The sequence below is a fragment of the Streptomyces glomeratus genome (genome assembly GCF_021462825.1).
Lineage (GTDB): Bacteria > Actinomycetota > Actinomycetes > Streptomycetales > Streptomycetaceae > Streptomyces > Streptomyces glomeratus.
Genome location: NZ_JAKEEB010000001.1, coordinates 114,594 through 135,587, shown reverse-complemented (window position 1 = coordinate 135,587; position 20,994 = coordinate 114,594). Strand labels below are relative to the sequence as shown.

The following is a 20,994-nucleotide window of genomic DNA, read 5'->3' as shown; positions in this document are numbered from 1 at the left end:
GACCGGGACACCCCGGCCGGGCCCTCAGTCCGTGTTCCCCGGGGGCCTCCGTCGTCACTGCGATGAGGTTGCCCGCCGCCGCCCGCGGGCAGTCTTTGTCTGCACGAGCGTTCCTGACAAGGCATCAGTTCAGTAATCTGACGATGCGTCAGTTTTTCGGAGCCGTCTCACAGGAGCGGGCGGAGCGATGCTTGGATCAACCCATGGCAGCCTGACCACCGACTCCCGCCGGGCCCGGGTCGTCGCCTGCGAGGATCGGACCTCGCCCGTGGTGCACGGCAGGCCCGCCGACGCCGGGGAACTCGACGTCAGCGGTCGGCCGCTGTACGCCGACGTCCCCGACCTGGACCGGTTCTTCCGGCCCGAGTCCGTCGCCGTCGTCGGGGCCTCCGACACCGAGGGACGGCCCAGCACCGGGATCACCCGGCAGCTGCTGTCCTGGGCCGAACGCGTGGGCGCCCGGCTGTACCCCGTGCACCCCACCCGTCCGTCCGTCTTCGGCCTTCCGTGCGCTCCCTCCGTCTCCGACCTGCCCGAACAGATCGATCTCGCCGTCCTGCTCGTCTCCGATCCCCTTCCCGTCATCGAGGAACTCGGCGCCGCAAAGGTGAAGTTCGCCATCGCCTTCGTCTCCGGATTCGCCGAGACGGGTGAGCGGGGCGCTGCCGCCCAGGCCCGGCTCGCCGCGGCCGTGGAACGGTCCGGAATCCGGCTGCTCGGGCCCAACACCAACCTCAACGCCTTCGAGCGGTTCCGCGACGACCTCGACGGGCCGGCCATCGCGCTCATCACCCAGTCCGGGCACCAGGGACGACCCGTCTTCGCGCTCCAGGAGCTGGGCGTACGGCTCTCCCACTGGGCCCCGACCGGCAACGAGGCCGACCTGGAGACCGCCGACTTCATCTCCTACTTCTCCGAGCAGGGCGAGGTCGGTGCGATCGCCTGCTACATCGAGGGGCTGAAGGACGGCCGCTCCTTCCTGCTGGCCGCCGACCGGGCCGCCCGGCGCGGGGTGCCGGTCGTCGCGATCAAGGTCGGCCGCACCGAGACCGGCGCCCGCACCGCCGCCTCACACACCGGCAAGCTCACCGGCGCGGACGACGTGGTCGACGCGGCGATGCGGCAGTTCGGGATCATCCGCGTCGACGGGCTGGACGAACTCCAGGACACCGCCACCCTGCTGGCCCGGGCCCGCGCCCCGCGCGCGGACGGTGTCGTCGTGTATTCGATCTCGGGCGGCACGGGCGCGCACGTCGCGGATCTCGCGGCCGAGGCGGGGCTGCGCCTGCCGGTGCTGTCCGAGGCCAGACAGGCCGAGCTGCACCAGTGGATACCGCCGTATCTGAGCGTGGCCAACCCCGTCGACAACGGCGGTCACCCGGTGGGCGACTGGCGCGGGCGGAAGATCATCGACGCGATCCTCGACGACCCGGAGGTCGGGGTGCTCATCTGCCCCGTCACCGGGCCCTTCCCCCCGTTGAGCGACAAGCTCGTACAGGACCTCGTGGACGCGGCGGAGCACACGGACAAGCTGGTGTGCGTGGTGTGGGGGTCGCCGGTCGGAACGGAGGCCGCCTACCGCGAGAAGCTGCTCGGGTCCTCGCGCGTGGCCACCTTCCGCAGCGTCACCAACTGCCTCACGGCCGTCCGCGCCCACCTGGACCACCACCGCTTCGTCGACGGCTACCGCTCCCCCTTCGACGAGGCACCCCGCACCCCCTCGCCGTCCTTCCGTAAGGCGAGGGCCCTGATGCGGCCCGGAGAGCAGCTGAGCGAGCACGCGGCGAAGCAGCTGCTGCGGGCCTACGGCATCCGCGTGCCGCGCGAGCAGCTGGTGACCAGCGCGGCGGCCGCCGTGCGCGCGGCGGGGCTGGTCGGCTACCCGGTGGTGATGAAGGCGTCGGGCGCCCGGATCGCCCACAAGACCGAACTCGGCCTGGTGAAGATCGGGCTCACCTCCGCCAGCCAGGTCAGGGACGCCTACCGGGAACTGACGGACATCGCGCGCTACGAAGGGATCACGCTCGACGGCGTGCTCGTGTGCCAGATGGTCGAGCGTGGCGTCGAGATGGTCGTGGGCATCGGTCACGACCGGCTCTTCGGGCCCACGGTCACGGTCGGGCTCGGCGGTGTGCTCGTCGAGGTGCTGCGGGACGCGGCCGTGCGGGTACCGCCGTTCGGCGAGGACCAGGCGCGGGCCATGCTCCTCGAACTGCGCGGGCGGCCTCTGCTGGACGGCGTGCGCGGGCGTCCCCCGGCCGACGTGGACGCGCTCGTCGAGGTCGTGCTCCGCGTCCAGCGCATGGCTCTGGAGCTCGGGGACGAGATCGCGGAACTGGACATCAATCCGCTCATGGTGCTGCCCAGGGGGCAGGGGGCCGTGGCCCTGGACGCGCTTGCGGTGTGCCGCTGAGGCCCGGACCGGCCGACCCGCCGGCCGACCCGCCGGAAGAACGACGAAACGGAACATGATGGTGTCCTCCCCCGAAGATCCCGTCGAGTCATTGATACGGCACACCACTGACAGTCATGTCTGCTGGCTCACCCTCAACCGCCCTAAATCCCTCAACGCCATCACCCCTGACCTGCGGGAACGGCTGATCCAAAGCTTTCTCGACGTGTCCGCCGACCCGGCTGTGCGCGCCGTGGTCCTCACCGGTGCGGGCCGCGGCTTCTGCGCGGGCGCGGACCTGCGCGGCGGGTCGGCGGCCGGCGAGCGGATCCCCGGCGACGTCGCCCGGACCATCCGCGGGGGCGCCCAGCGTCTGATCTCCGCCGTCCTCGACTGCGAGAAGCCGGTGATCGCCGCCGTGAACGGCACCGCCGCCGGCATCGGCGCACACCTCGCCTTCGCCTGCGACCTCGTACTGGCCGCCGCGCCCGCCCGGTTCATCGAGGTCTTCGTGCGCCGTGGGCTGGTGCCGGACGGCGGCGGCGCCTATCTGCTGCCCCGGCTGGTCGGCCCGCAGCGCGCCAAGGAGCTGATGTTCTTCGGCGACGCACTGACCGCGAAGGACGCGGAGCGTCTGGGCCTGGTCAACCGGGTGGTGCCGGCGGACGGCCTGGAGGAGGCCGCCCGCGCCTGGGCGGAGCGGCTGGCCGCCGGGCCGACCCGCGCCCTCGCCCTCACCAAGCAGCTGGTCAACGCCTCCCTGGAAGGCGACCGGGCCACCGCCTTCGCGGCCGAGGCGGCGGCCCAGGAGATCAACATGACGACAGCGGACGCGAACGAGGGCGTCGCGAGCTTCGTCGAGCGCCGGGACCCACGGTACCGGGGCCGCTGAGAGCCACCGAGGGGTTCACTTCTGACATTTCGTCAGCTTCAATGAGTGCCGTGATGGGACACGCAGGGATGGCGGCCACCGCCGTCCGCTACCTCAGGTCGGTCGGGGCGCCCACGGTCGCGGAGCCTGTCGAGGCGCTGCCGCGGCCCGAGCTGCGGGCCGTCGGCGACGACGAACGCGCGCCGGTCGACTCGGGCGAGTTCCGGCGCGTCCTCGGGCATTTCGCGACCGGGGTCACCGTGATCACCGCGCCCGCCGCGGAGGGTGAGGCCGGGCCCGCCGGGTTCGCCTGCCAGTCCTTCTCGTCCCTCTCCCTCGACCCTCCGCTGGTCGTCTTTCTCGTCGGCCGGACGTCGCGGACCTGGCCGCGGATCGCCCGCGCGGGCGTCTTCTGCGTCAATGTGCTGGGCGCGGACCAGGGCGAGCTGTGCCGTGGCTTCGCGGTGAGCGGCGGGGACAAGTTCGCCGGCGTGGGCCACGAGCCCGCGCCGTTCTCCGGCTCCCCGCGCCTGGCCGGCGCCACGGCCTGGATCGACTGCGCGATCCACGCCGTGCACCCGGGCGGGGACCATCTGATCGTGGTGGGCCGGGTGGAGGCCCTGGGAAGCGGCGACGGCACGGACGCTCCGCTGCTGTTCCACAAGGGCCGCTTCCTGTAGCCCTGTTGTTCTGCGTCCGATTCCGGTGCCCGGTCGCTCTGTGCACTGTGCGCCGTCGCCCTGGAGCGGCCGTCACGCGAGCGCCGGCACGCCCGTCGGCCGGCGGCGGATCACCAGCGCCATCAGGGCGGCCGCCGCGCACAGGGCACCCGATGCGTACCAGACCACGTCGTAGGAGCCGAAGGTGTCCCGCGCGACACCGCCGAGGAACGCGACGAGGGCGGCGCCCACCTGGTGGGAGGCGAGGACCCAGCCGAAGACGATGGCGCTGTCCTCGCCGTACTGCTCGCGGCACAGGGCCAGGGTGGGCGGGACGGTGGCGACCCAGTCCAGTCCGTAGAAGACGATGAAGAAGATCATCGGCGGGTGGACGCCGGGGGCCAGCAGCATGGGCAGGAAGAGCAGCGAGATGCCCCGCAGGGCGTAGTACACGGCGAGCAGCCGGCGCGGTTCGAAGCGGTCCGTGAACCAGCCCGAGGCGATCGTGCCCGCCACGTCGAAGACCCCGACGACGGCGAGCAGCGAGGCGGCCGCCGTGATCGGCATGCCGTGGTCGTGGGCCGCCGGCACGAAGTGGGTCTGGATCAGGCCGTTGGTGGAGGCGCCGCATATCGCGAAGGTTCCGGCCAGCAGCCAGAACGGGCCCGTGCGCACCGCCGAGAGCAGCACGGTGACGGCCCGTCGGGCGGCACCGCGCACGGGTTCCGGCCGGGGCACGAACTCCTGTGCCCCGTAGGGCTTCTGACCCACGTCCGCCGGGTGGTCGCGCAGCAGCAGCCAGACGAGGGGGACTACCGCGAGGGCGGCGAGGGCCACCGTCACCGCGGCCGGACGCCAGCCGTGCCGCTCGACCGTCCAGGACAGCACGGGCAGGAAGATCAGCTGCCCGGAGGCCGACGCGGCGGTGAGGATGCCGCTCACCAGTCCGCGGCGCGTGGTGAACCAGCGGTTCGTGACCGTCGCCGCGAACGCGAGCGCCATCGATCCCGTGCCCAGGCCGACGAGCAGACCCCAGCACAGCAGAAGTTGCCAGGCCGCGGTCATCCACACGGTCGCGCCCGAGCCCAGCGCGATGACCGCGAGCGCCACGGCGACGACCCGGCGGATGCCGAAGCGGTCCATCAGGGCGGCCGCGAAGGGCGCGGTGAGCCCGTACAGCGCCAGGTTGATGGACACCGCCGCGCTGATCGTGCCGCGCGACCAGCCGAACTCCTGGTGCAGCGGGTCGATCAGCAGGCCGGGCAGGGAACGGAAGGCGGCGGCGCCGGTGATCGTCACAAAGGTGACGGCGGCGACGAACCAGGCCCGGTGGATGCGGTGCGGTGTCTTGTCGTTCCGGGGTTCCTCTACGGCTGCGGCTTCGGTTGTCTGGGTCACGCCCTAGAGCATGCTGGCCGGGATCCCTCCGATCGAGTGGCCCGGAGGACAGCATTCGTTAGGATCGGGCCATGACTCGTGAGCCAGCGTTCCGGCCGCACCGCGTCGTCGTCCTCGCCCTGGACGGGCTGCTCCCCTTCGAGCTGGGCATCCCGCACCGGATCTTCGGGCGCCCCAAGGATGCCGAGGGACGGCATCTGTACGAGGTCGTCACCTGTTCGGTCCGGCCACCCGGCCCGGTGCAGACCGAGGCCGACTTCGCCGTCCAGGTGGCGCACGGTCCCGAGGCGCTGGCCACCGCCGACACACTCATCGTGCCCGCGTCGTACGAACTGGGTCCGGTCTTCGAGCAGGGCGTCCTCACCGACGAGCTGGCCGCCGCGCTCGCCCGCATCCGGCCCGGCACCCGGCTCGCCTCCATCTGCACGGGCAGCTACGTCCTGGCGGCCGCCGGCCTCCTCGACGGGCGGCCCGCCACCACGCACTGGGCCGACGCCGAACACTTCCAGCGGATGTTCCCGCAGGTCAGGGTGGACGCGGACGTCCTTTTCATCGACGACGGCGACATCCTGACCTCTGCTGGGGTGGCGGCCGGGATCGACCTCTGCCTGCACATGGTGCGCCGCGACCACGGCACCGCGATCGCCAACGAGGTGGCCCGCCGCACGGTGGTACCCCCGCATCGCGACGGCGGCCAGGCCCAGTACATCCACCGCCCCGTGCCGGACCCTCAGCTGGCCACCACGACCGCCGCCCGAGCCTGGGCCCTCGGCCGCCTCCACCAGCCCATCCAGCTGCGGGACATGGCGGAGCAGCAGTCCATGTCCGTCCGCACCTTCACGCGCCGCTTCCGCGAGGAGGTCGGCGTCAGCCCCGGCCAGTGGCTCACCCAGCAGCGCGTCGAACGGGCCCGCCACCTGCTGGAGTCCACGGACCTGACGATCGACCAGGTGGCGCGGGACGCCGGCTTCGGCACGGCCCAGTCGATGCGGCAGCACCTACAGGCGGCGCTCGGGGTCACACCCACCGCCTACCGGCGGACGTTCCGCACCGGCGCCGCGGACCCCGTCGGCGGCCGTACCGCCGGCGCCGACGGCCAGGACCGCGCCGTCGCCTCCGGCTGCCGGGAGTGAGGCCGGGCGCCGGACGCCCTCGCCCCATGCGCCGGCCGCCGTGAGCGTGAGGGTCAGGGCGATGCCCGCCAGGATCGCCGTCGACGGCGCGGCGAAGTGGAGCAGCGCGCCCGCCAGGGAGCCGGTGGCCGCGTAGCCGACGCCCACCGCCGCGTACATCACCGAGTAGCCCGCGGCCAGGGTCGCGCCCAGGGTGTAGCCGCCGGGGCGGTCGCGGGCGAGGAAGACCAGGGCGAGCGGGGCCATGGCCACCGGCATACGGGCGCCGATCGCCACCACGGCCCAGGCCAGGACCCGTCCGGAGGCCACGTCTCGGTATGTCATGCGTCCGAAGGTAGAGGAGGGCACCGACAACGGCCCACGGCATTTCCGCCCCTGTGGACAACGGTCTCAGAAGGTCAGCACCGCCCTCGCCACCCTCCCCTCGTGCGCGTCCGCGGCGGCCTTCTCGTAGTCCTCGACCGGGTAGGTCGCCGTCACCAACTCGTCCAGCAGCAGGCGGCCCTCGCGGTACAGCCGGGCGTAGAGCGCGATGTCCCGCTGTGGGCGGGAGGATCCGTAGCGGCATCCCAGAATGGACTTGTCCAGGTACATCGACGACACCCGGAAGGCAGCCTCCGCCGTCGCGGGCGGCACGCCCAGCAGGACCGCCTGTCCATGGCGGTCCAGGGAGTCGATCGCCGCGCGGATCAGCTCCACCCGGCCCACACACTCGAACGCGTGGTCGGCTCCGGTCGGCAGAACGTCCCTCACCCGGTCGGCCGAGGTCAGGAAGTCCGTCGCACCGAACCGCCGTGCCACCGCCTCCTTCTCCGGGTTGACGTCCACCGCCACGATCCGTGACGCGCCCGCGATCCGGGCGCCCTGAAGGACGTTGAGACCGATTCCGCCCGCGCCGATGACGAGGACGGAGTCACCCTGGTCCACCCGCGCCCGGTTGAGCACGGCGCCCACTCCGGTCAGGACACCGCATCCGATCAGCGCCGCCGACGGCATCGGGATGTCCTCGGGGATGCACACCGCCTGGACGGCCTTGACCACGGTGCGCTCCGCGAACGCGGAGTTCGACGCGAACTGGTACACCGGCCGGCCGCCCCGGGTGAACGGCCGTCCGGGCCGGCCGATCGCCTCCCTGCACATCGTCGGCCGGCCCCGGTCGCAGTCCGCGCACGCCCCGCAGTTCGCCAGGGTGGACAGCGCCACATGGTCCCCGGGCCGGACGTGGGTGACACCGTCGCCCACCGCCTCCACCACCCCCGCGCCCTCATGGCCCAGCACCACAGGTACCGGGAAGGGTATGGTCCCGTCCACCACGGACAGATCGCTGTGGCACAGACCCGCCGCGGCGATCGCCACCCGCACCTCTCCGGGGCCCGGGTCCCGTACCTCCAGATCGTCCACGACCCGCGGCTGCGCACCGTCGTAGATCACGCCTCGTATCTCGCCTGGCATCGCAACTCCCTCAGGTCGCCGGTCCCCTGGGTTCCTTGGGCAGGCCGAGCACGCGCTCGGCGATGATCGTGCGCTGGATCTCGTCCGAGCCGCCGTAGACGGTGTCGGCCCGGCCGAAGAGGAACAGGTGCTGGTCCGCGTCCAGTTCGTACGGGGCCCCCGGCGTCCAGTCGGCCGGGCCCGCCGCCCCCGACGCCCCGCGTACCAGCATCGCCAGCTCGCCCAGCCGCTGGTGCCAGCGGCCCCACAGCAGCTTGGCCACGCTGGGGGCGCCCGCGTCCGCCGTGCCGCCCAGGGTGCGCAGGGCGTTCCAGCGCATGGTGCGCAGTTCGGCCCACTGGTCGACGAGGCGGTCGCGTACGACGGGGTCGTCCGCCGCGCCCGTCGCCGCCGCCGTCCGTACGACCTCGCCCAGCTCCCGGGCGAAGCCGATCTGCTGGGCCAGGGTGGAGACGCCCCGCTCGAAGCCGAGCAGGCTCATCGCGACCCGCCAGCCCTCTCCCTCGCCGCCCACCACATGGTCGGCGCGGGCCGTCGCCCCGTCGAAGAACACCTCGTTGAACTCGCTGGTCCCGGTGAGCTGCCGGATCGGGCGGACCTCGACGCGGCCGGGCTGGTCCATCGGGACGAGGAGGAAGGTGAGGCCGCGATGCCGGGGTGCGGCCGGGTCGGTGCGGGCGAGAACGAAGCACCAGTCGGCCTCGTGGGCCAGGGAGGTCCAGATCTTCTGGCCGGTGACGCGGTAGGTGCGCGGGGTGTCGCATACGGCGGTGGTGCGGACGCCGGCGAGGTCGGAGCCCGCGCCGGGCTCGCTGTAGCCCTGGCACCAGAGTTCCTCGCCGCGCGCTATGGGAGGAAGGAAGCGGGACTTCTGCTCCGGGGTGCCGTGCGCGATGAGGGTGGGGGCGAGGAGGTTCTCGCCGATGTGGCCGGATCGGGGCGGCGCCCCGGACCGGGCGTACTCCTCGGCCCAGACGACCTGCTGGGTGAGGGTGGCGCGGCGGTTGCCGTGGCCGTCCTCCGGCCAGCCGAGCCCGATCCAGCCGGCGCCGCCGAGGGTGCGTTCCCAGTCGCGCCGGCCGGTGTCCGGGGCGAGGTGGGACCGCAGCCAGGCCCTTGCCTCGGCTCGGAAGGCCCGGTCTTCGGGGTTGGGGCCGAACTCCACGGTCACCACCTCATGTCGGGTTGCCTGGTGTGCTCAGCCGCGGTCGGTCACCGCGTCACGCGTTGGGACGGGCGCCGTCCCTGGCCGCCCGCTCCATCGCCTCCAGCTGCGCGAGGAGCGGCATCGGGTCCGTCCCCACCGCCCCGGTCAGGACGTCGGCGATCCTCTCCGGCGTCCAGGAGTCCTGCGTGTAGGCCGCCCTCAGCTCCCTCGGCTGCGCCCAGACGGCGAGCTTGGGACCGGCGATGGTGTACACCTGACCTGTGATGCGCTGCTCCCGGGCGTGGTCCGACAGCAGGTAGACCACCAGGGCGGCCACGTCCTCCGGTTCGCCGATCTCCTTGAGCTCGACGGGGACGTTCGCCGACATACGGGTGCGGGCCACCGGCGCCACCGCGTTCGCGGTCACCCCGTACTTGTGCAGGCCCAGCGCGGCGCTGCGGACCAGGGAGATGATGCCGCCCTTGGCCGCGCTGTAGTTGGCCTGCGCGACCGATCCCCGGTGGTTGCCGCTCGTGAAGCCGATCAGGGTGCCCGACCGCTGGGCGCGCATCACCGCTGACGCCGCGCGGAACACCGTGAAGGTGCCCTTGAGGTGGGTGGCGACCACGGGGTCCCACTCCTCCTCCGTCATGTTGAACAGCATCCGCTCGCGCAGGATCCCCGCCACGCACACCACCCCGTCCAGGCGGCCGTACGACGCGAGCGCCTCGTCCACGACCCGCTGCCCGCCCGTCATCGTCGCGATGTCGTCGGCCACCGCGACGGCCTCGCCGCCCGCCGTCTCGATCTCCTTGACCACGGCCTCGGCGACCGCGCTGGTGGGTGCGGCGCCCTCCACGGACACCCCGAGGTCGTTGACGACGACCCGGGCTCCCTCGGCGGCCGCGGCCAGCGCGACCGCCCGTCCGATCCCGCGGCCCGCACCGGTCACGGCGACGACCTTGCCTGCCAAGAAGTTCCCCACGCCCGGCCCCTTCCCGCAGTTTCTGACGGTCCGTTAGTTTTTTGATTCTACGGCCCGTCAGCTGGTCGGAGACAAGCCCCGGGGAGGCCCCATGTCACTGCCGGCCGAGTTCCGTGACATCGCCAAGCGCGTCAACAACTGGGGACGTTGGGGCGGCGACGACGAGATCGGGACACTGAACCTCATCACCGACGAGGTGGTGCGTGAGGCCGCGGCCTCGGTGCGCAGCGGGCTGCGCGTTCCGCTCGCCCTCCCCCTGCGGCAGGACGGGGTGCAGACCGGCGTGATCCCGGGGCGGGTCAATCCACTGCACGTCATGGTGCAGATCAATCAGGAGGTCTTCGGGCCCGGCACCGTGGCGTGCAGCGACGACGCGGTGACCATGGGATTGCAGGCGGGCACCCACTGGGACGCGCTCAGCCATGTCTCGCACTCCGGGAGGCTCTACAACGGGCGCCCGGCCGGCAGCATCACCCCCCACGGCGGCGCGGCGTTCGCCGGGATCGACAAGCCGCGGCACATCGTCTCCCGCGGTGTGCTGCTCGACGTGCCCCGCGCGCTCGGCAGGGAACGGCTCGACGGCGGGCACGCCGTCACCCCCGAAGACCTGGAGGCGGCCGAGGAGTTCGCCGGTACGCGCGTGCGGGCCGGGGACATCGTGCTGGTGCGGACCGGGCAGATCCGCACCTACCTCGCCGGCGACAGGCACGCCTACGCATATCCGTCGCCGGGGCTGTCCGTGCGTAGCCCGGAGTGGTTCCACGCGCGCGATGTGGCGGCCGTCGCCAACGACACGCTCACCTTTGAGGTCTTTCCCCCCGAGATCGAGGATCTGTGGCTGCCCGTCCATGCGCTGGATCTTGTGGAGATGGGGATGCCGCAGGGCCAGAACTGGAATCTCGAAGAGTTGTCCACAGCCTGTGGAGAAACGGGTCGCTTCACCTTCCTGCTGTCGGCGACGCCCGAACCCTTCACCGGCGGCACGGGAGCACCCGTGGCCCCGGTGGCGATCCTCTGAGAAGGGGATGGCGGCGCGCCCGTGCTCACCCCGAGCGCGGCACCGCGCACCGCCATCCCGCTCCGGCGCGCCCGCCCCGCTCCTCGGGCGGTCTCGAGAAGACCGCCTGGCCCCGTAAGGAGCCGACGCCGAATCGCGATCCGCACTCGTCGAGGGTTCCCGTCACCGCAACCCTCGTCGTCCCCTCGCGGCGCATCGCTGGACACCAGCGTGATCAACCGGGCACCCGGCGTCAACAGCCCCTCACCGATTCCCGGGTGACGGACTTTTCATGACAGCGCGCACGGAAGCACACCCCGGCGCAACCTACGGCGCCCCACTCCGCCGCGGACCGCCGGGGCACACCCGGGCGGCCCGCGCGACCGTGCCCGCCGGAGGAAGTCCGCCCGGAGAGGGTGCTACCGGACCGCGTACGCCAGGGCCTGTCGTCTAGACCGCACCGCAGGCGAGGTCGGCGAGCGCCGACTCCGCCGTGCATGCCGTGATCCGGCGGCCGACTCCCGCGGTACAGCGGTCCACCTCGCACCAGATGCGCTTGCCCGGGCCCTCCGGGTCCCAGCCCCAACGGTCGGCGAGCCCGTCGACAAGTTCCAGGCCGCGGCCCCCGGTCTCGTCACCCCGGGCGTGCCGCGGGACGGGTGGGCGGGCGCTGGTGTCGGCCACCTCGAGACGGACGGTGCCGGCCGGGGCACCCGAGGAGTCGTCCCGGACACCCGTCAGCAGCAGGCGCAGCACGGCCGGGCAGCCGGTGTGCACCACGGCGTTGGTGACCAGTTCGGAGACGAGCAGGATCAAGGTCTCGGCCAGCGGCTCGTCCGCGCCTATCCCCGACCCGGCGAGCCGGGAGCGGGCCCACCTGCGCGCTCGCCCCACCTCCGCGGGGTCGGGCCGGACCTCCAGCTGCACTTGAAGCACCTGCACCGCTCACACCATCCGAACCGGCGGACACATCGCCTCGCGCCTCACGAGCGCCACGATCGTGGTCATCGTCTGCATGGCAGGAACCAGGATCACGGACCGTGATTCCCTTGCACGACAGCATGGTTGACGTACAGTCACCCCAACAAGCGCTTCGGGCATATTCCAGCGCGAAGGAGTACGCGTACGGCATACTGTGCGACGCTTGCCATGGGGAGTCGAACAGGCAGGTGCGAGGGTCCGCACCGCCCCGCGAGCGGCACGCATCGCCGGATCCGGCGCCGCCACAGGGGCCGCGCCGGTATGGCTCATGCTCGGGACCACTCGCATTTCACACAAGGTACCGGAGCCCCGCGCCGACTCCAGCCCGTGACAAGTCACGCATAGGACACAACCCGATATCAACGCTCTGTGATTACGGATTGCCACAATCCGCGACACCCACGACGGCACATCCCGAAGAATGCCTGAACAGAGCCCCTTAGGCCGTTCCGGACAGAAGATCCTCCGCAAGCGTGTCATCACCGTACGTGTTCAGCCCCGCACGGTGGGTCCGCACCCAGGCCCGCTTCAGGAAGAGATGCACCTCGGACTCCCAGGTGAAGCCCATCCCGCCGTGCACCTGGAGGCAGTCGCGGGCCCCGCGGACGGCCGCCTCGTCGGCGAGCAGACGGGCCGTGGCGATGTCGAGGCGATCGGCGGTGACCGCGGCGGCGTACACCGCCGCCCGGGCCGTCTCCACCCGCACCAGGCTCTGCGCACACAGATGCTTGACCGCCTGGAAGGCACCGATGGGCCGTCCGAACTGCTCCCGGGTCCGTGCGTACGCCACCGCCAGCTCGCAGGTCCGCGCGGCGCCGCCCAGCTGCTCGGCGGCGGTGAGAAGGACGGCCACCGGATCCGGGGCGGGGGTCGCGCCCCGGGCCGCCTTCGCCGCCCGGTGCAGGGGCGTCAGCGGATCCACCGAGCGGACCGGTACGGCGCCGCTCGCGTCCCCCCGTACGACATCCGCCTGCGCCAGCCACTCCACCAGGCCGCCCGACACGTCCGTGACCACCGTCTCGCCGCTCGCCGCGCCCGCCACCTCGCCCGCCGCCAGGTGCGTGGCCACCAGCGGACCCGGCAGCAGGGCCCGGCCCGCCTCCTCGAAGGCCAGGACCGCCTCGGGCAGCCCCCCTCCGGCCCCGCCCTCCGCCTCCGGCAGCCGCAGCGCGAACAGGCCCGCCGCGCCCAGCTCGCGCCAGAGCGCGCGGTCCAGCACACCGGGCCGCCCGACGGCCGCCCGCAGCGCGTCCGGGCCGAAGCGGCGCGCCAGCAGTGCGCGCACGCCCGCCCGCAGGGCCTCCTGCTCGTCGGTCAGTTGGAAGCGCACGAGTGCGTCACCGCCCCTTCGGCAGCCCCAGAATGCGTTCGGCCACGATGTTCCACTGGATCTGCGACGTGCCCGCCGCGATCGTGTAGGACAGCGAGGACAACCGGTCGAGGACCCAGGGGTGGTCGAGGTCGAGGGAGCCGGTGCCCAGCACCTCGGCGGCGGTGTCGAACAGTTCCTGACGGGCGTGCGAGTACCTCAGCTTGAAGACCGAGCCTCCGACGCCCGGCACTCCCCCGGTCCTCTCCGCCTCGCTCACATTCCACTGCGTGAGCCGCCACAGGGCGCGGAACTCCGCGTTCAGCCGGCCCAGCCGCCGCCGGAGCGGAGCGTCGTCCCAGCGGCCGCTGTCGTACGCCGCACGGGCCAGCTCGCGCAGCAGGCGGCGGCAGGCCACCACCTCCCCGACGAACGCCGTGCCGCGTTCGAAGGACAGCGTCACCATGGTCACGCGCCATCCGTCGTTCTCGGCGCCGACCCGGTTGGCCACCGGCACCCGCACCTCGTCGAGGAACACCTCGGCGAACTCGTTCGACCCCGCGAGCGTCCGCAGCGGCCGTACGGTGACGCCCGGCGCGTCCATGGGCATCGCGAGCCAGGTGATGCCCCGGTGTTTCGGTGCCGAGGGATCCGTACGGACCAGCAGCTCGCACCAGTCGGCCACTTCGGCGTGGGAGGTCCAGATCTTGGACCCGCTCACCACATAGGTGTCGCCGTCCCGCCACGCGCGCGTGCGCAGCGACGCCAGGTCGGAGCCGGCGTCCGGTTCGCTGAACCCCTGGCACCACACCTCCTCGCCGCGCAGCACGGGCGGCAGCCAGCGCGCCCGCTGCCCGGGGGTGCCCTCGGCGGCGATCGTCGGTCCGGCGTGCAGCAGCCCGACGAAGTTGGCCCCCACATAGGGGGCGCCCGCCTTCTCCGTCTCCTCCAGGAAGATCAGGTGCTGGGTGGGGGTGGCTCCCCGTCCGCCCGCGTCGACGGGCCAGTGCAGACCCGCGTATCCGGCGTCGTACAGCATCCGCTGCCAGCCCAGGTCGTAGGCGCGCCGGGCGGGCCAGTCGCCGGGGGACGGCTTCGGGGGCAGGGTCGGCAGCACCTCGGCCAGCCACGCCCGCAGCCGGGCCCGGAACTCCTCCTCCTCGGGCGAGTGGGCGAGTTCCACTAGCGGTCCAGGTCCGACGTGCTCGGCATGGGTACGGGCCCCTCCCCTGTCGCAGCGCTATCTGATGGTTCGTCAGATCGACCGGGATGCAGATTAACTCCGCACCCCTGGACCGGCAAGGCGGAGGGTCCTACGCTCTGCGCACTATCTGACTAACCGTCAGCCAGGAGGGGGTCGATGTGAACGACACCGCGCACGCGCTGGGCACCTCCCGGACACTGTGGGAACTGGCCGCCCGGCGTGCCGCCCTCACCCCCGACCGGCCCGTCCTGCTCCAGGACGACCGCTCCCTGAGCTTCGGCGAGCTGTGCGAGCGGGCCGAGCGGGTGGCCGCCGGGCTGTACGGCATGGGCGTACGCCCGGGCACGGTGGTCGCCTGGCAGCTGCCCACCCGGATCGAGACGGCCCTGCTGTCCTTCGCGCTGGCCCGCCTCGGGGCCGTCCAGACGCCGGTCATCCCCCTCCACCGCGAACGTGAGGTCGGCTTCGCGCTCCACCGGGCGGGCGCGGAGTTCTTCGCGGTGCCGGGCACCTGGCGGGGGTTCGACCACACGGCGATGGCGCGGCGGCTCGGCGCACGGGGCGTCTTCCGGGCGTACGACGGCGAGGACCTGCCCGACGGGGACCCGTCCGTGCTGCCTCCCCCGCCCGCCGACGGCACCTCGGTCCGCTGGATCTACTGGACCTCCGGGACGACCTCCGACCCCAAGGGGGTGCTGCACACGGACCGTTCGCTCATCGCGGGCGGGTCCTGCCTCGCACACGCACTGCGCCTGTCCGAGCGCGACGTGGGCTCGATCGCCTTCCCGTACGCGCACATCGGCGGACCCGACTACACGGTGATGCTGCTGCTGTACGGCTTCCCGGCGGTGATGTTCGAGCGGTTCGCGCTGCCGGAGGCGCTGGAGGGCTACCGCAGGCACGGGGTGACGGTGGCCGGCGGATCCACCGCCTTCTACTCCATGTTCCTCGCCGAGCAGCGCAAACAGCCGGGGGTCCCGCTCATCCCGACACTGCGGCTGCTGGCGGGCGGAGGGGCACCCAAGCCGCCCGAGCTCTACCACAGCGTCGTGCGCGAGATGGGGGTGCAGCTCGCCCACGGGTACGGCATGACCGAGGCGCCCATGATCACCATGGGGCGGCCGGACGACTCGGCCACCAACCTGGCGACGACGGAGGGACGGCCGCCCGAGGGGATGGAGATACGGATCGTCGACGGCGAGGTACGCCTACGGGGAGAAGCCGTCTGCCAGGGGTATCTGGACCCGGCCCGGACGGCGGAGGCCTTCGACGAGGAGGGGTTCTTCGCCACCGGCGACCTCGGGCACCTGACCGACAGCGGTCATCTGGTGCTGACCGGGCGCCTGAAGGACGTCATCATCCGCAAGGGCGAGAACATCTCGGCCAGGGAGATCGAGGACCTGCTGCACGGGCACCACGCGGTGCGGGACGTGGCGGTGATCGGCCTGCCCGACGAGGAGTGTGGCGAGCGTGTCTGCGCGGTGGTGGAACGTCAGCCCGGCGCACCCGAGTTGACCTTGGGCACGGTCGTCTCCTATCTGCGCGCCGAAGGGCTGTCCGTGCACAAGCTGCCGGAGCGGCTCGAGGTGGTGGACGCCCTTCCACGGAACGACACCCTGCGGAAGGTGCTCAAGCACAAGCTGCGGGAGCGCTACTCCGGCACGGTGAAGTAGCGCGCGAACGCCGCCACGATCTCCGTCTCCCCGACCTTGCCGTCACCGTCCGCGTCGAGCGCCTCGGCGGCCGCACGGGCGATGTCCTCGCCCACCCCGAGCGCCCTGAGGACACGCACGGTCTCCTGCACGGTGGCCCGGCCGTCGTGGTCACCGTCCGCGACGGCGAGCGCCGCGTGCAGGAAGGGGCGGGCGATCTCCGCGAACCGCTCGGGGTTGTCGCGCAGCCGCTTGACCGCGCTGCCCACGAACTCCTCACGGGTGATGCGCTGGTCGCCGTCCCGGTCCGCTATGCCGGCCATGCCCTGCCAGAACGCCTCACCCCCGGCGTACAGGGCCTGACCGTGCTCGGATCTGGCAGCGGTGCCGAACTCGGTGAGGACGGACTTGGCGGCCGCGCTGAAGTCCTCGCGGTCGATATAGCCGTTGCCGTCCTGGTCGAAGGTGGCGAACCGGGCGGCGATCCTGCGCTCGTACTCGGTGCTGACCATGGTGTTCTCGGGCCGCCTTACATGAGGTCGGGTGGTGCGTCTGGCACGGAGCGTACGATGCCGCAGGCGTGCGGGGAGACGGAAAACGACGCTTGTACCAAGACCGCAGGAATTCTGGGACAACAGTGTGGCTGTCCTGCGACGTTCCGTTGACCCGGTTGCGCCGGGCGCGCCGTCGCGCGTGGGCGCAAGGACTGAAAGCGGGGGGGCGCAAGGGCTCACGCGGGGAGCGCAAGGGCTTAGGCGGAGAGAGGGCGTGACTCCTCGTCGGTGGCCGAGACGACATCCGCGTAGACCTCGAAGAGACGGCGCACCCCCAGGGCGGCGAGGACACGGTTGACGTGGGATCCTTCCACCGCGCTGCGTCCGGGCAGGATCAGTCTGAGCCCGCCGCGGCAGGAGCGGATCAGCCGGCGGGTGGCGATGAGCACGCCGACGCCGCTGGAGTCGCAGAAGACGACCTCCGACAGGTCGAGGACGACGCGGTGGCGGCCGTCCGCCACGGCGTCGTGCACCCGCTGGCGCAGCACCGGGGAGGTCACCAGGTCCAATTCGCCCGCGACATGGAGCACGGCCCACTCACCGCGCTCCCCGTAGGTCACCTTGAGCGTCACCGCCACGCCTCCCGCTCGCTTGCGTCCCGACAAAACGGAAGCCATCCCTACGCTTCCTTCAGCGTGGCTGCCCCAACGCCTCTCCATGAAACACGGAACTATCGATCGAAAGCGCGGGGTAGATGAGCCAATTCGGTCGGTAACGATCCGGTCCGGTCATTCCCGATCGGGGGCCGTCGATGGGAGTCGCCGTCCGAAGCTCCGGTCCCCGCGCGGTTCCCTCTATCACCTGCGGCGCGCCAAGGGGCGCACATTGCCGCAAAGGGGCGTGCACTGTCCGACGTGCCGACTACATTCGAGGAGGCAGGGGCCACAGGCTGGGCCGGACCGGGGCGCCGGGCGGGAACGGGGAGGAGGGGCCGCATGGCGAAGGAGGACGCACCGCCCCGGTGGGACCGCAGGATGCAGCAGCGGCTCACCCACGGCGAGGCGGCCGCGCTCGGCGAGTGCTACGACCGGTTCGCCTCGCTCGTGCACGGCCTCGCCCACCGCGTGCTCGGCGACGAGGAAGCGGCCGACGGCATCACGCGGGAGGTGTTCGCCCACGTCTGGCAGAACCCCGAGGCGTACGACCCGAAGCAGGGTCCCCTGCGTTCCTGGGTCGCCATGCTGACCCATCGGCTCGCCGTGCAGCGGCTGCGCGCCACCGAGACCGCCGCGCTCGCCCGGGACGCCCGGGGCACCCCCGAGGAACTGGAGCACAAGGTGCGCCACGCCTCGGTCACGGCCCGCGCGGACTACATCGTCACCTCGATGCCGGCACCGCTGCGCGCCGCCCTGGAACGGGCCTACTTCCAGCGCCGGGACTACCGCCAGACGGCCACCGACCTCGGCATCACGGAGGACGAGGCCCGCCGCCGTCTCCGCCTCGGCCTCCAGCTGCTGTCCACGGCCTACGACACGGACCCCTCGGAGCCTGACGCCGCCCCTGACGAACCGGGGGCCGCGTGACGTCCCAGGATCCGCCCGTGCTCGAGCACCGGGTGCTGAAGTCGCTGCTCGGGGCCTGGGCACTCGCCGCCTGTTCGGCGGAGGAGACCGCGGCCGTGGAGGTGCACCTCGGAGGCTGCGGCCCGTGCGCCGACGAGGCGCGGCGGCTGCGCGAGGCCGTGGGGCTGTTGCAGCGCCCGGAGAGCCTGGACCTGGATCCGGCCCTGCGCACCCGGGTTCTGGAGAGCTGCCTGGACCGGCGCCCGCCCCGTGTCCCGCTGCCGGACTGGGCCGCTCCGTACGACGCGGAGGCCGCGCGCCTGGACGCCCCCCTGCTCCAGGACATAGGCGACGCCGAGTGGCACGCGCCCGTACGGCTGCGGTGGTTCGACGGGAGACGGCCGGCGAGTCGCCGTACGACCGTGGCCGGGGTGATCGCGCATCTGCTCGCCGTGGACGGGCTGGTCGCGGTGGCGCTGGGGCTCGACGACCCGCTCGCGGGCAGAGCCGCCGGGTCCGCCACGCCGCGAGGACGCACGGAGGCGTACTGGCGCGACTCCCACTTCCCGCCGACCCGGTCCGTGCGCGTTCCCTGGCGCGAGCAGAGTCACCAACTGGTGCGGACGGTCTCGTTCACCGGCGGGGCCGGGAAGCTCTCGGTGCCGTACGGCGGGTTCGAGCTGCCGCTGCACGACGCGATGCTGGACCGGGCCTTCGAGTGCTGGGTGCACGCGGAGGACATCGCGGGCGCCGTCGACTATCCGTACGAGCCGCCCGCGCCGCGCCATCTGAACCGGATGATCGACCTGGCGGCGCGGTTGCTGCCCGCCGTGCTCGCGGCACGGCGGCGAGCCGGGCTGGCCTCGCCCGCCCGCGCCCGGCACCTGGTTCCGGCGGGGAAGCCGGGGCGCAGCCTGCGGCTGGAGATCGAGGGTTCGGGCGGCGGCGAGTGGCTGATCGCCCTCGACGCTCCCGCGCTCTCGGCCTCGCTCGAGTGGGGGGACCCCCACGGCGCGGTCGCCTCCGCCGAGGGCGAGGTGGCGCATGTCGCGCTCGACGGAGCGGAGTTCTGCCGGCTGGCCGCCGGTCATGTGCCGCCCGAGGAGGCGGCCGCGGGGCAGCTCGGCGACCGGGAGGCGATCAGGGACGTGCTGTTCGCGGCCGCGTCCCTGAGCCGGATGTAGACCCGGGCCCTACGCGAACACCACCGTGCGCCGGCCGTTCAGCAGGATCCGGCGCTCGGCGTGCCACTTGACCGCGCGCGCCAGCGCCTGGCACTCCACGTCGCGCCCGACCGCCACCAGCTGGTCCGGTGTCACATCGTGCCCGACCCGCTCGACCTCCTGCTCGATGATCGGGCCCTCGTCGAGGTCGGCCGTGACGTAGTGCGCGGTGGCACCGATCAGCTTGACCCCGCGCGTGTGGGCCTGGTGGTACGGCTTCGCGCCCTTGAAGCTCGGCAGGAACGAGTGGTGGATGTTGATGATCCGGCCGCTGAGCTGCTTGCACAGGTCGTCCGAGAGCACCTGCATATAGCGGGCCAGGACCACCAGCTCGACGTCGCCCTCGCGGACCAGCTCGAGCAGCCGCGCCTCGGCCTCGTGCTTGGTGTCCTTCGTCACAGGTACGTGGTGGAAGGGAATGTTGTACGAGCCCACCAACTCGGCGAAGTCGGTGTGGTTGGACACGACGGCCGCTATCTCGACGGGCAGCGCGCCGGTCCGGGCGCGGAAGAGCAGGTCGTTCAGGCAGTGGCCGAACTTGCTGACCATCAGGATGACGCGCATCTTCTCGTCGGCCCGGTTGATCTGCCAGTCCATCTGGAAGGAGTCGCCGATCGCCGCGAAGCTCGCGCGCAGCTTGTCCACGGTGACCGGCGCCTCCGCCGAGAAGTGGACCCGCATGAAGAACAGTCCTGTGTCGTGGTCTCCGAACTGCTGGCTGTCCACGATGTTGCAGCCGGTCATGAAGAGATAGCTCGACACGGCGTGCACGATGCCCTGCTTGTCCGGGCACGAGAGGGTGAGGATGTACTGGTCGGCGCGGGCCGCGGCTCGGGAGGACTGCTCACTCATGCACGCCAGGGTCTCATGTCCGCGGGCCCGGAGGGGCGCCGTCCCGCCACCCGGACGGCACAGCGGGGAGGGCTAGGCCGTCCGCGTGAGGATGCGCAGCACCTCCAGCGTCCGCGGGGGCGCGTCCGGGTCCTCACCGTCGCTTGCCGCGAGCCGCACATGCGCGTCGCGTGCCGCTCGCACCGCCTCCGGCCAGCCGTGATTGTCCAGGTACGCCTCCACCGGCGCGTCCGGCCCGACCTGGTGCATGATCCGCAGCACGCGCAGGACGGCCGTGTCCACGAGGGCCGCCTCCTGCGAGTCGCGGAAGATCGTGCCCACGTACTTCTCGGCCGACCAGTTGTCCAGCCATGTGTCCTCGACCAGTCGGTACACGGCGTCGGTGACGTCGCCGTATCCGTCGACACGGGCCAGCCAGACTTCTCGCTGGAACACCGGGTCGGAGAGCATGTGCAGCGCGGAGCGCACATTGCTGCGCCAGCGCCACCACGGCATGTCGTTGAGTGGCATGCCGCCCATGGTGGAGGAGCGACGGCCGCGACGGGAAGAGTTCTCCGTACCTTGCACGGTCATCGATCGTACGTTCCCCGTTAAATACGGATCACCGGCCCCCGTAATTCACCTCCAGGTCACCTTCCGTTGAGCGGGGATCACTCCTGGGTTAGCTATGTGGCGGAATCGTG

Annotated in this window: 18 protein-coding genes and 1 pseudogene; 8 read left to right on the top strand and 11 right to left on the bottom strand. The window is 72.1% G+C overall.

Annotated elements, in window-relative coordinates:
- The first annotated feature begins 187 nt into the window (after nucleotides 1-187).
- Genes LZ604_RS00615 through LZ604_RS00605 form a run of 3 tightly spaced genes read left to right on the top strand, consistent with a single transcriptional unit; the run spans nucleotide 188 to nucleotide 3,943 of the window.
- Nucleotides 188-2,413: an acetate--CoA ligase family protein gene (locus LZ604_RS00615; RefSeq protein ID WP_234511268.1), complete on the top strand. Its 2,226-nt coding sequence runs from the start codon at nucleotides 188-190 to the stop codon at nucleotides 2,411-2,413.
- Between the two features lie 55 nt (nucleotides 2,414-2,468).
- Nucleotides 2,469-3,284, top strand: coding sequence for an enoyl-CoA hydratase/isomerase family protein (locus tag LZ604_RS00610; RefSeq protein ID WP_234511265.1), 816 nt, complete (start codon nucleotides 2,469-2,471; stop codon nucleotides 3,282-3,284).
- A gap of 53 nt (nucleotides 3,285-3,337) precedes the next feature.
- Nucleotides 3,338-3,943 carry a flavin reductase family protein gene (locus tag LZ604_RS00605; RefSeq protein ID WP_234511263.1) on the top strand — a complete coding sequence of 202 codons (606 nt, stop codon included), beginning with the start codon at nucleotides 3,338-3,340 and terminating at the stop codon, nucleotides 3,941-3,943.
- Between the two features lie 72 nt (nucleotides 3,944-4,015).
- On the opposite strand, the gene LZ604_RS00600 is transcribed toward LZ604_RS00605, so the two are convergent.
- A complete protein-coding gene (locus LZ604_RS00600) occupies nucleotides 4,016-5,320 on the bottom strand; it encodes an MFS transporter (RefSeq protein WP_234511261.1) in 1,305 nt (434 codons plus the stop codon).
- Nucleotides 5,321-5,391: 71 nt separating this feature from the next.
- On the opposite strand from LZ604_RS00600, the gene LZ604_RS00595 reads away from it, so the two are divergent.
- Entirely contained in the window at nucleotides 5,392-6,453 is a 1,062-nt protein-coding gene (locus LZ604_RS00595) for a GlxA family transcriptional regulator (protein ID WP_234511258.1), read from the top strand.
- 390 nt (nucleotides 6,454-6,843) lie between these two features.
- On the opposite strand, the gene LZ604_RS00590 is transcribed toward LZ604_RS00595, so the two are convergent.
- Genes LZ604_RS00590 through LZ604_RS00580 form a run of 3 tightly spaced genes read right to left on the bottom strand, consistent with a single transcriptional unit; the run spans nucleotide 6,844 to nucleotide 10,037 of the window.
- Nucleotides 6,844-7,893, bottom strand: coding sequence for a Zn-dependent alcohol dehydrogenase (locus tag LZ604_RS00590; RefSeq protein WP_234511887.1), 1,050 nt, complete (start codon nucleotides 7,891-7,893; stop codon nucleotides 6,844-6,846).
- 22 nt (nucleotides 7,894-7,915) lie between these two features.
- Nucleotides 7,916-9,070, bottom strand: coding sequence for an acyl-CoA dehydrogenase family protein (locus tag LZ604_RS00585; protein WP_234511256.1), 1,155 nt, complete (start codon nucleotides 9,068-9,070; stop codon nucleotides 7,916-7,918).
- A gap of 55 nt (nucleotides 9,071-9,125) precedes the next feature.
- Nucleotides 9,126-10,037: an SDR family oxidoreductase gene (locus LZ604_RS00580; RefSeq protein WP_234511254.1), complete on the bottom strand. Its 912-nt coding sequence runs from the start codon at nucleotides 10,035-10,037 to the stop codon at nucleotides 9,126-9,128.
- Nucleotides 10,038-10,128: 91 nt separating this feature from the next.
- Between LZ604_RS00580 and LZ604_RS00575 the strand changes: the two genes are divergently transcribed.
- Entirely contained in the window at nucleotides 10,129-11,055 is a 927-nt protein-coding gene (locus LZ604_RS00575) for a cyclase family protein (RefSeq protein WP_234511251.1), read from the top strand.
- A 429-nt stretch (nucleotides 11,056-11,484) separates the two neighbouring features.
- Here LZ604_RS00575 and LZ604_RS00570 read toward each other — a convergent pair whose 3' ends face one another.
- The 3 genes from LZ604_RS00570 to LZ604_RS00560 all read right to left on the bottom strand — a co-directional run bounded on the left by LZ604_RS00570 (nucleotide 11,485) and on the right by LZ604_RS00560 (nucleotide 14,507).
- A complete protein-coding gene (locus LZ604_RS00570) occupies nucleotides 11,485-11,976 on the bottom strand; it encodes an ATP-binding protein (RefSeq protein WP_234511248.1) in 492 nt (163 codons plus the stop codon).
- 478 nt (nucleotides 11,977-12,454) lie between these two features.
- Nucleotides 12,455-13,345, bottom strand: a complete 891-nt coding sequence (locus tag LZ604_RS00565) for an acyl-CoA dehydrogenase family protein (protein ID WP_234511245.1) — start codon at nucleotides 13,343-13,345, stop codon at nucleotides 12,455-12,457.
- 7 nt (nucleotides 13,346-13,352) lie between these two features.
- Nucleotides 13,353-14,507: an acyl-CoA dehydrogenase gene (locus tag LZ604_RS00560; RefSeq protein ID WP_234511243.1), complete on the bottom strand. Its 1,155-nt coding sequence runs from the start codon at nucleotides 14,505-14,507 to the stop codon at nucleotides 13,353-13,355.
- A gap of 179 nt (nucleotides 14,508-14,686) precedes the next feature.
- Here LZ604_RS00560 and LZ604_RS00555 point away from each other — a divergent pair, with 179 nt between their 5' ends.
- Entirely contained in the window at nucleotides 14,687-16,201 is a 1,515-nt protein-coding gene (locus LZ604_RS00555) for a class I adenylate-forming enzyme family protein (RefSeq protein WP_234511241.1), read from the top strand.
- Here the strand turns inward: LZ604_RS00555 and LZ604_RS00550 are convergent.
- On the bottom strand, nucleotides 16,180-16,692 hold the full coding sequence (locus LZ604_RS00550) for an EF-hand domain-containing protein (protein ID WP_234511239.1): 513 nt from the start codon (nucleotides 16,690-16,692) through the stop codon (nucleotides 16,180-16,182). The two genes, LZ604_RS00555 and LZ604_RS00550, sit on opposite strands and share 22 nt — an antisense overlap.
- Nucleotides 16,693-16,931: 239 nt before the next feature.
- Nucleotides 16,932-17,312, bottom strand: a complete 381-nt coding sequence (locus LZ604_RS00545; RefSeq protein WP_234511885.1) for an STAS domain-containing protein — start codon at nucleotides 17,310-17,312, stop codon at nucleotides 16,932-16,934.
- 357 nt (nucleotides 17,313-17,669) lie between these two features.
- Here LZ604_RS00545 and LZ604_RS00540 point away from each other — a divergent pair, with 357 nt between their 5' ends.
- Complete coding sequence (locus LZ604_RS00540; RefSeq protein WP_234511237.1) at nucleotides 17,670-18,257, top strand: sigma-70 family RNA polymerase sigma factor; 588 nt, start codon at nucleotides 17,670-17,672, stop codon at nucleotides 18,255-18,257.
- A gap of 11 nt (nucleotides 18,258-18,268) precedes the next feature.
- Nucleotides 18,269-19,420 (top strand): annotated as a pseudogene (locus tag LZ604_RS00535) (zf-HC2 domain-containing protein); the annotation flags it as partial.
- Between the two features lie 9 nt (nucleotides 19,421-19,429).
- Here LZ604_RS00535 and purU read toward each other — a convergent pair.
- Together purU and LZ604_RS00525 are read right to left on the bottom strand one after the other, a co-directional pair.
- Nucleotides 19,430-20,311 carry a formyltetrahydrofolate deformylase gene (gene purU, locus LZ604_RS00530; protein WP_234511235.1) on the bottom strand — a complete coding sequence of 294 codons (882 nt, stop codon included), beginning with the start codon at nucleotides 20,309-20,311 and terminating at the stop codon, nucleotides 19,430-19,432.
- 72 nt (nucleotides 20,312-20,383) lie between these two features.
- Nucleotides 20,384-20,884 (bottom strand): SCO4402 family protein, encoded by a 501-nt coding sequence (locus LZ604_RS00525; protein ID WP_234511232.1) that lies wholly within the window; start codon nucleotides 20,882-20,884, stop codon nucleotides 20,384-20,386.
- Nucleotides 20,885-20,994: the final 110 nt, after the last annotated feature.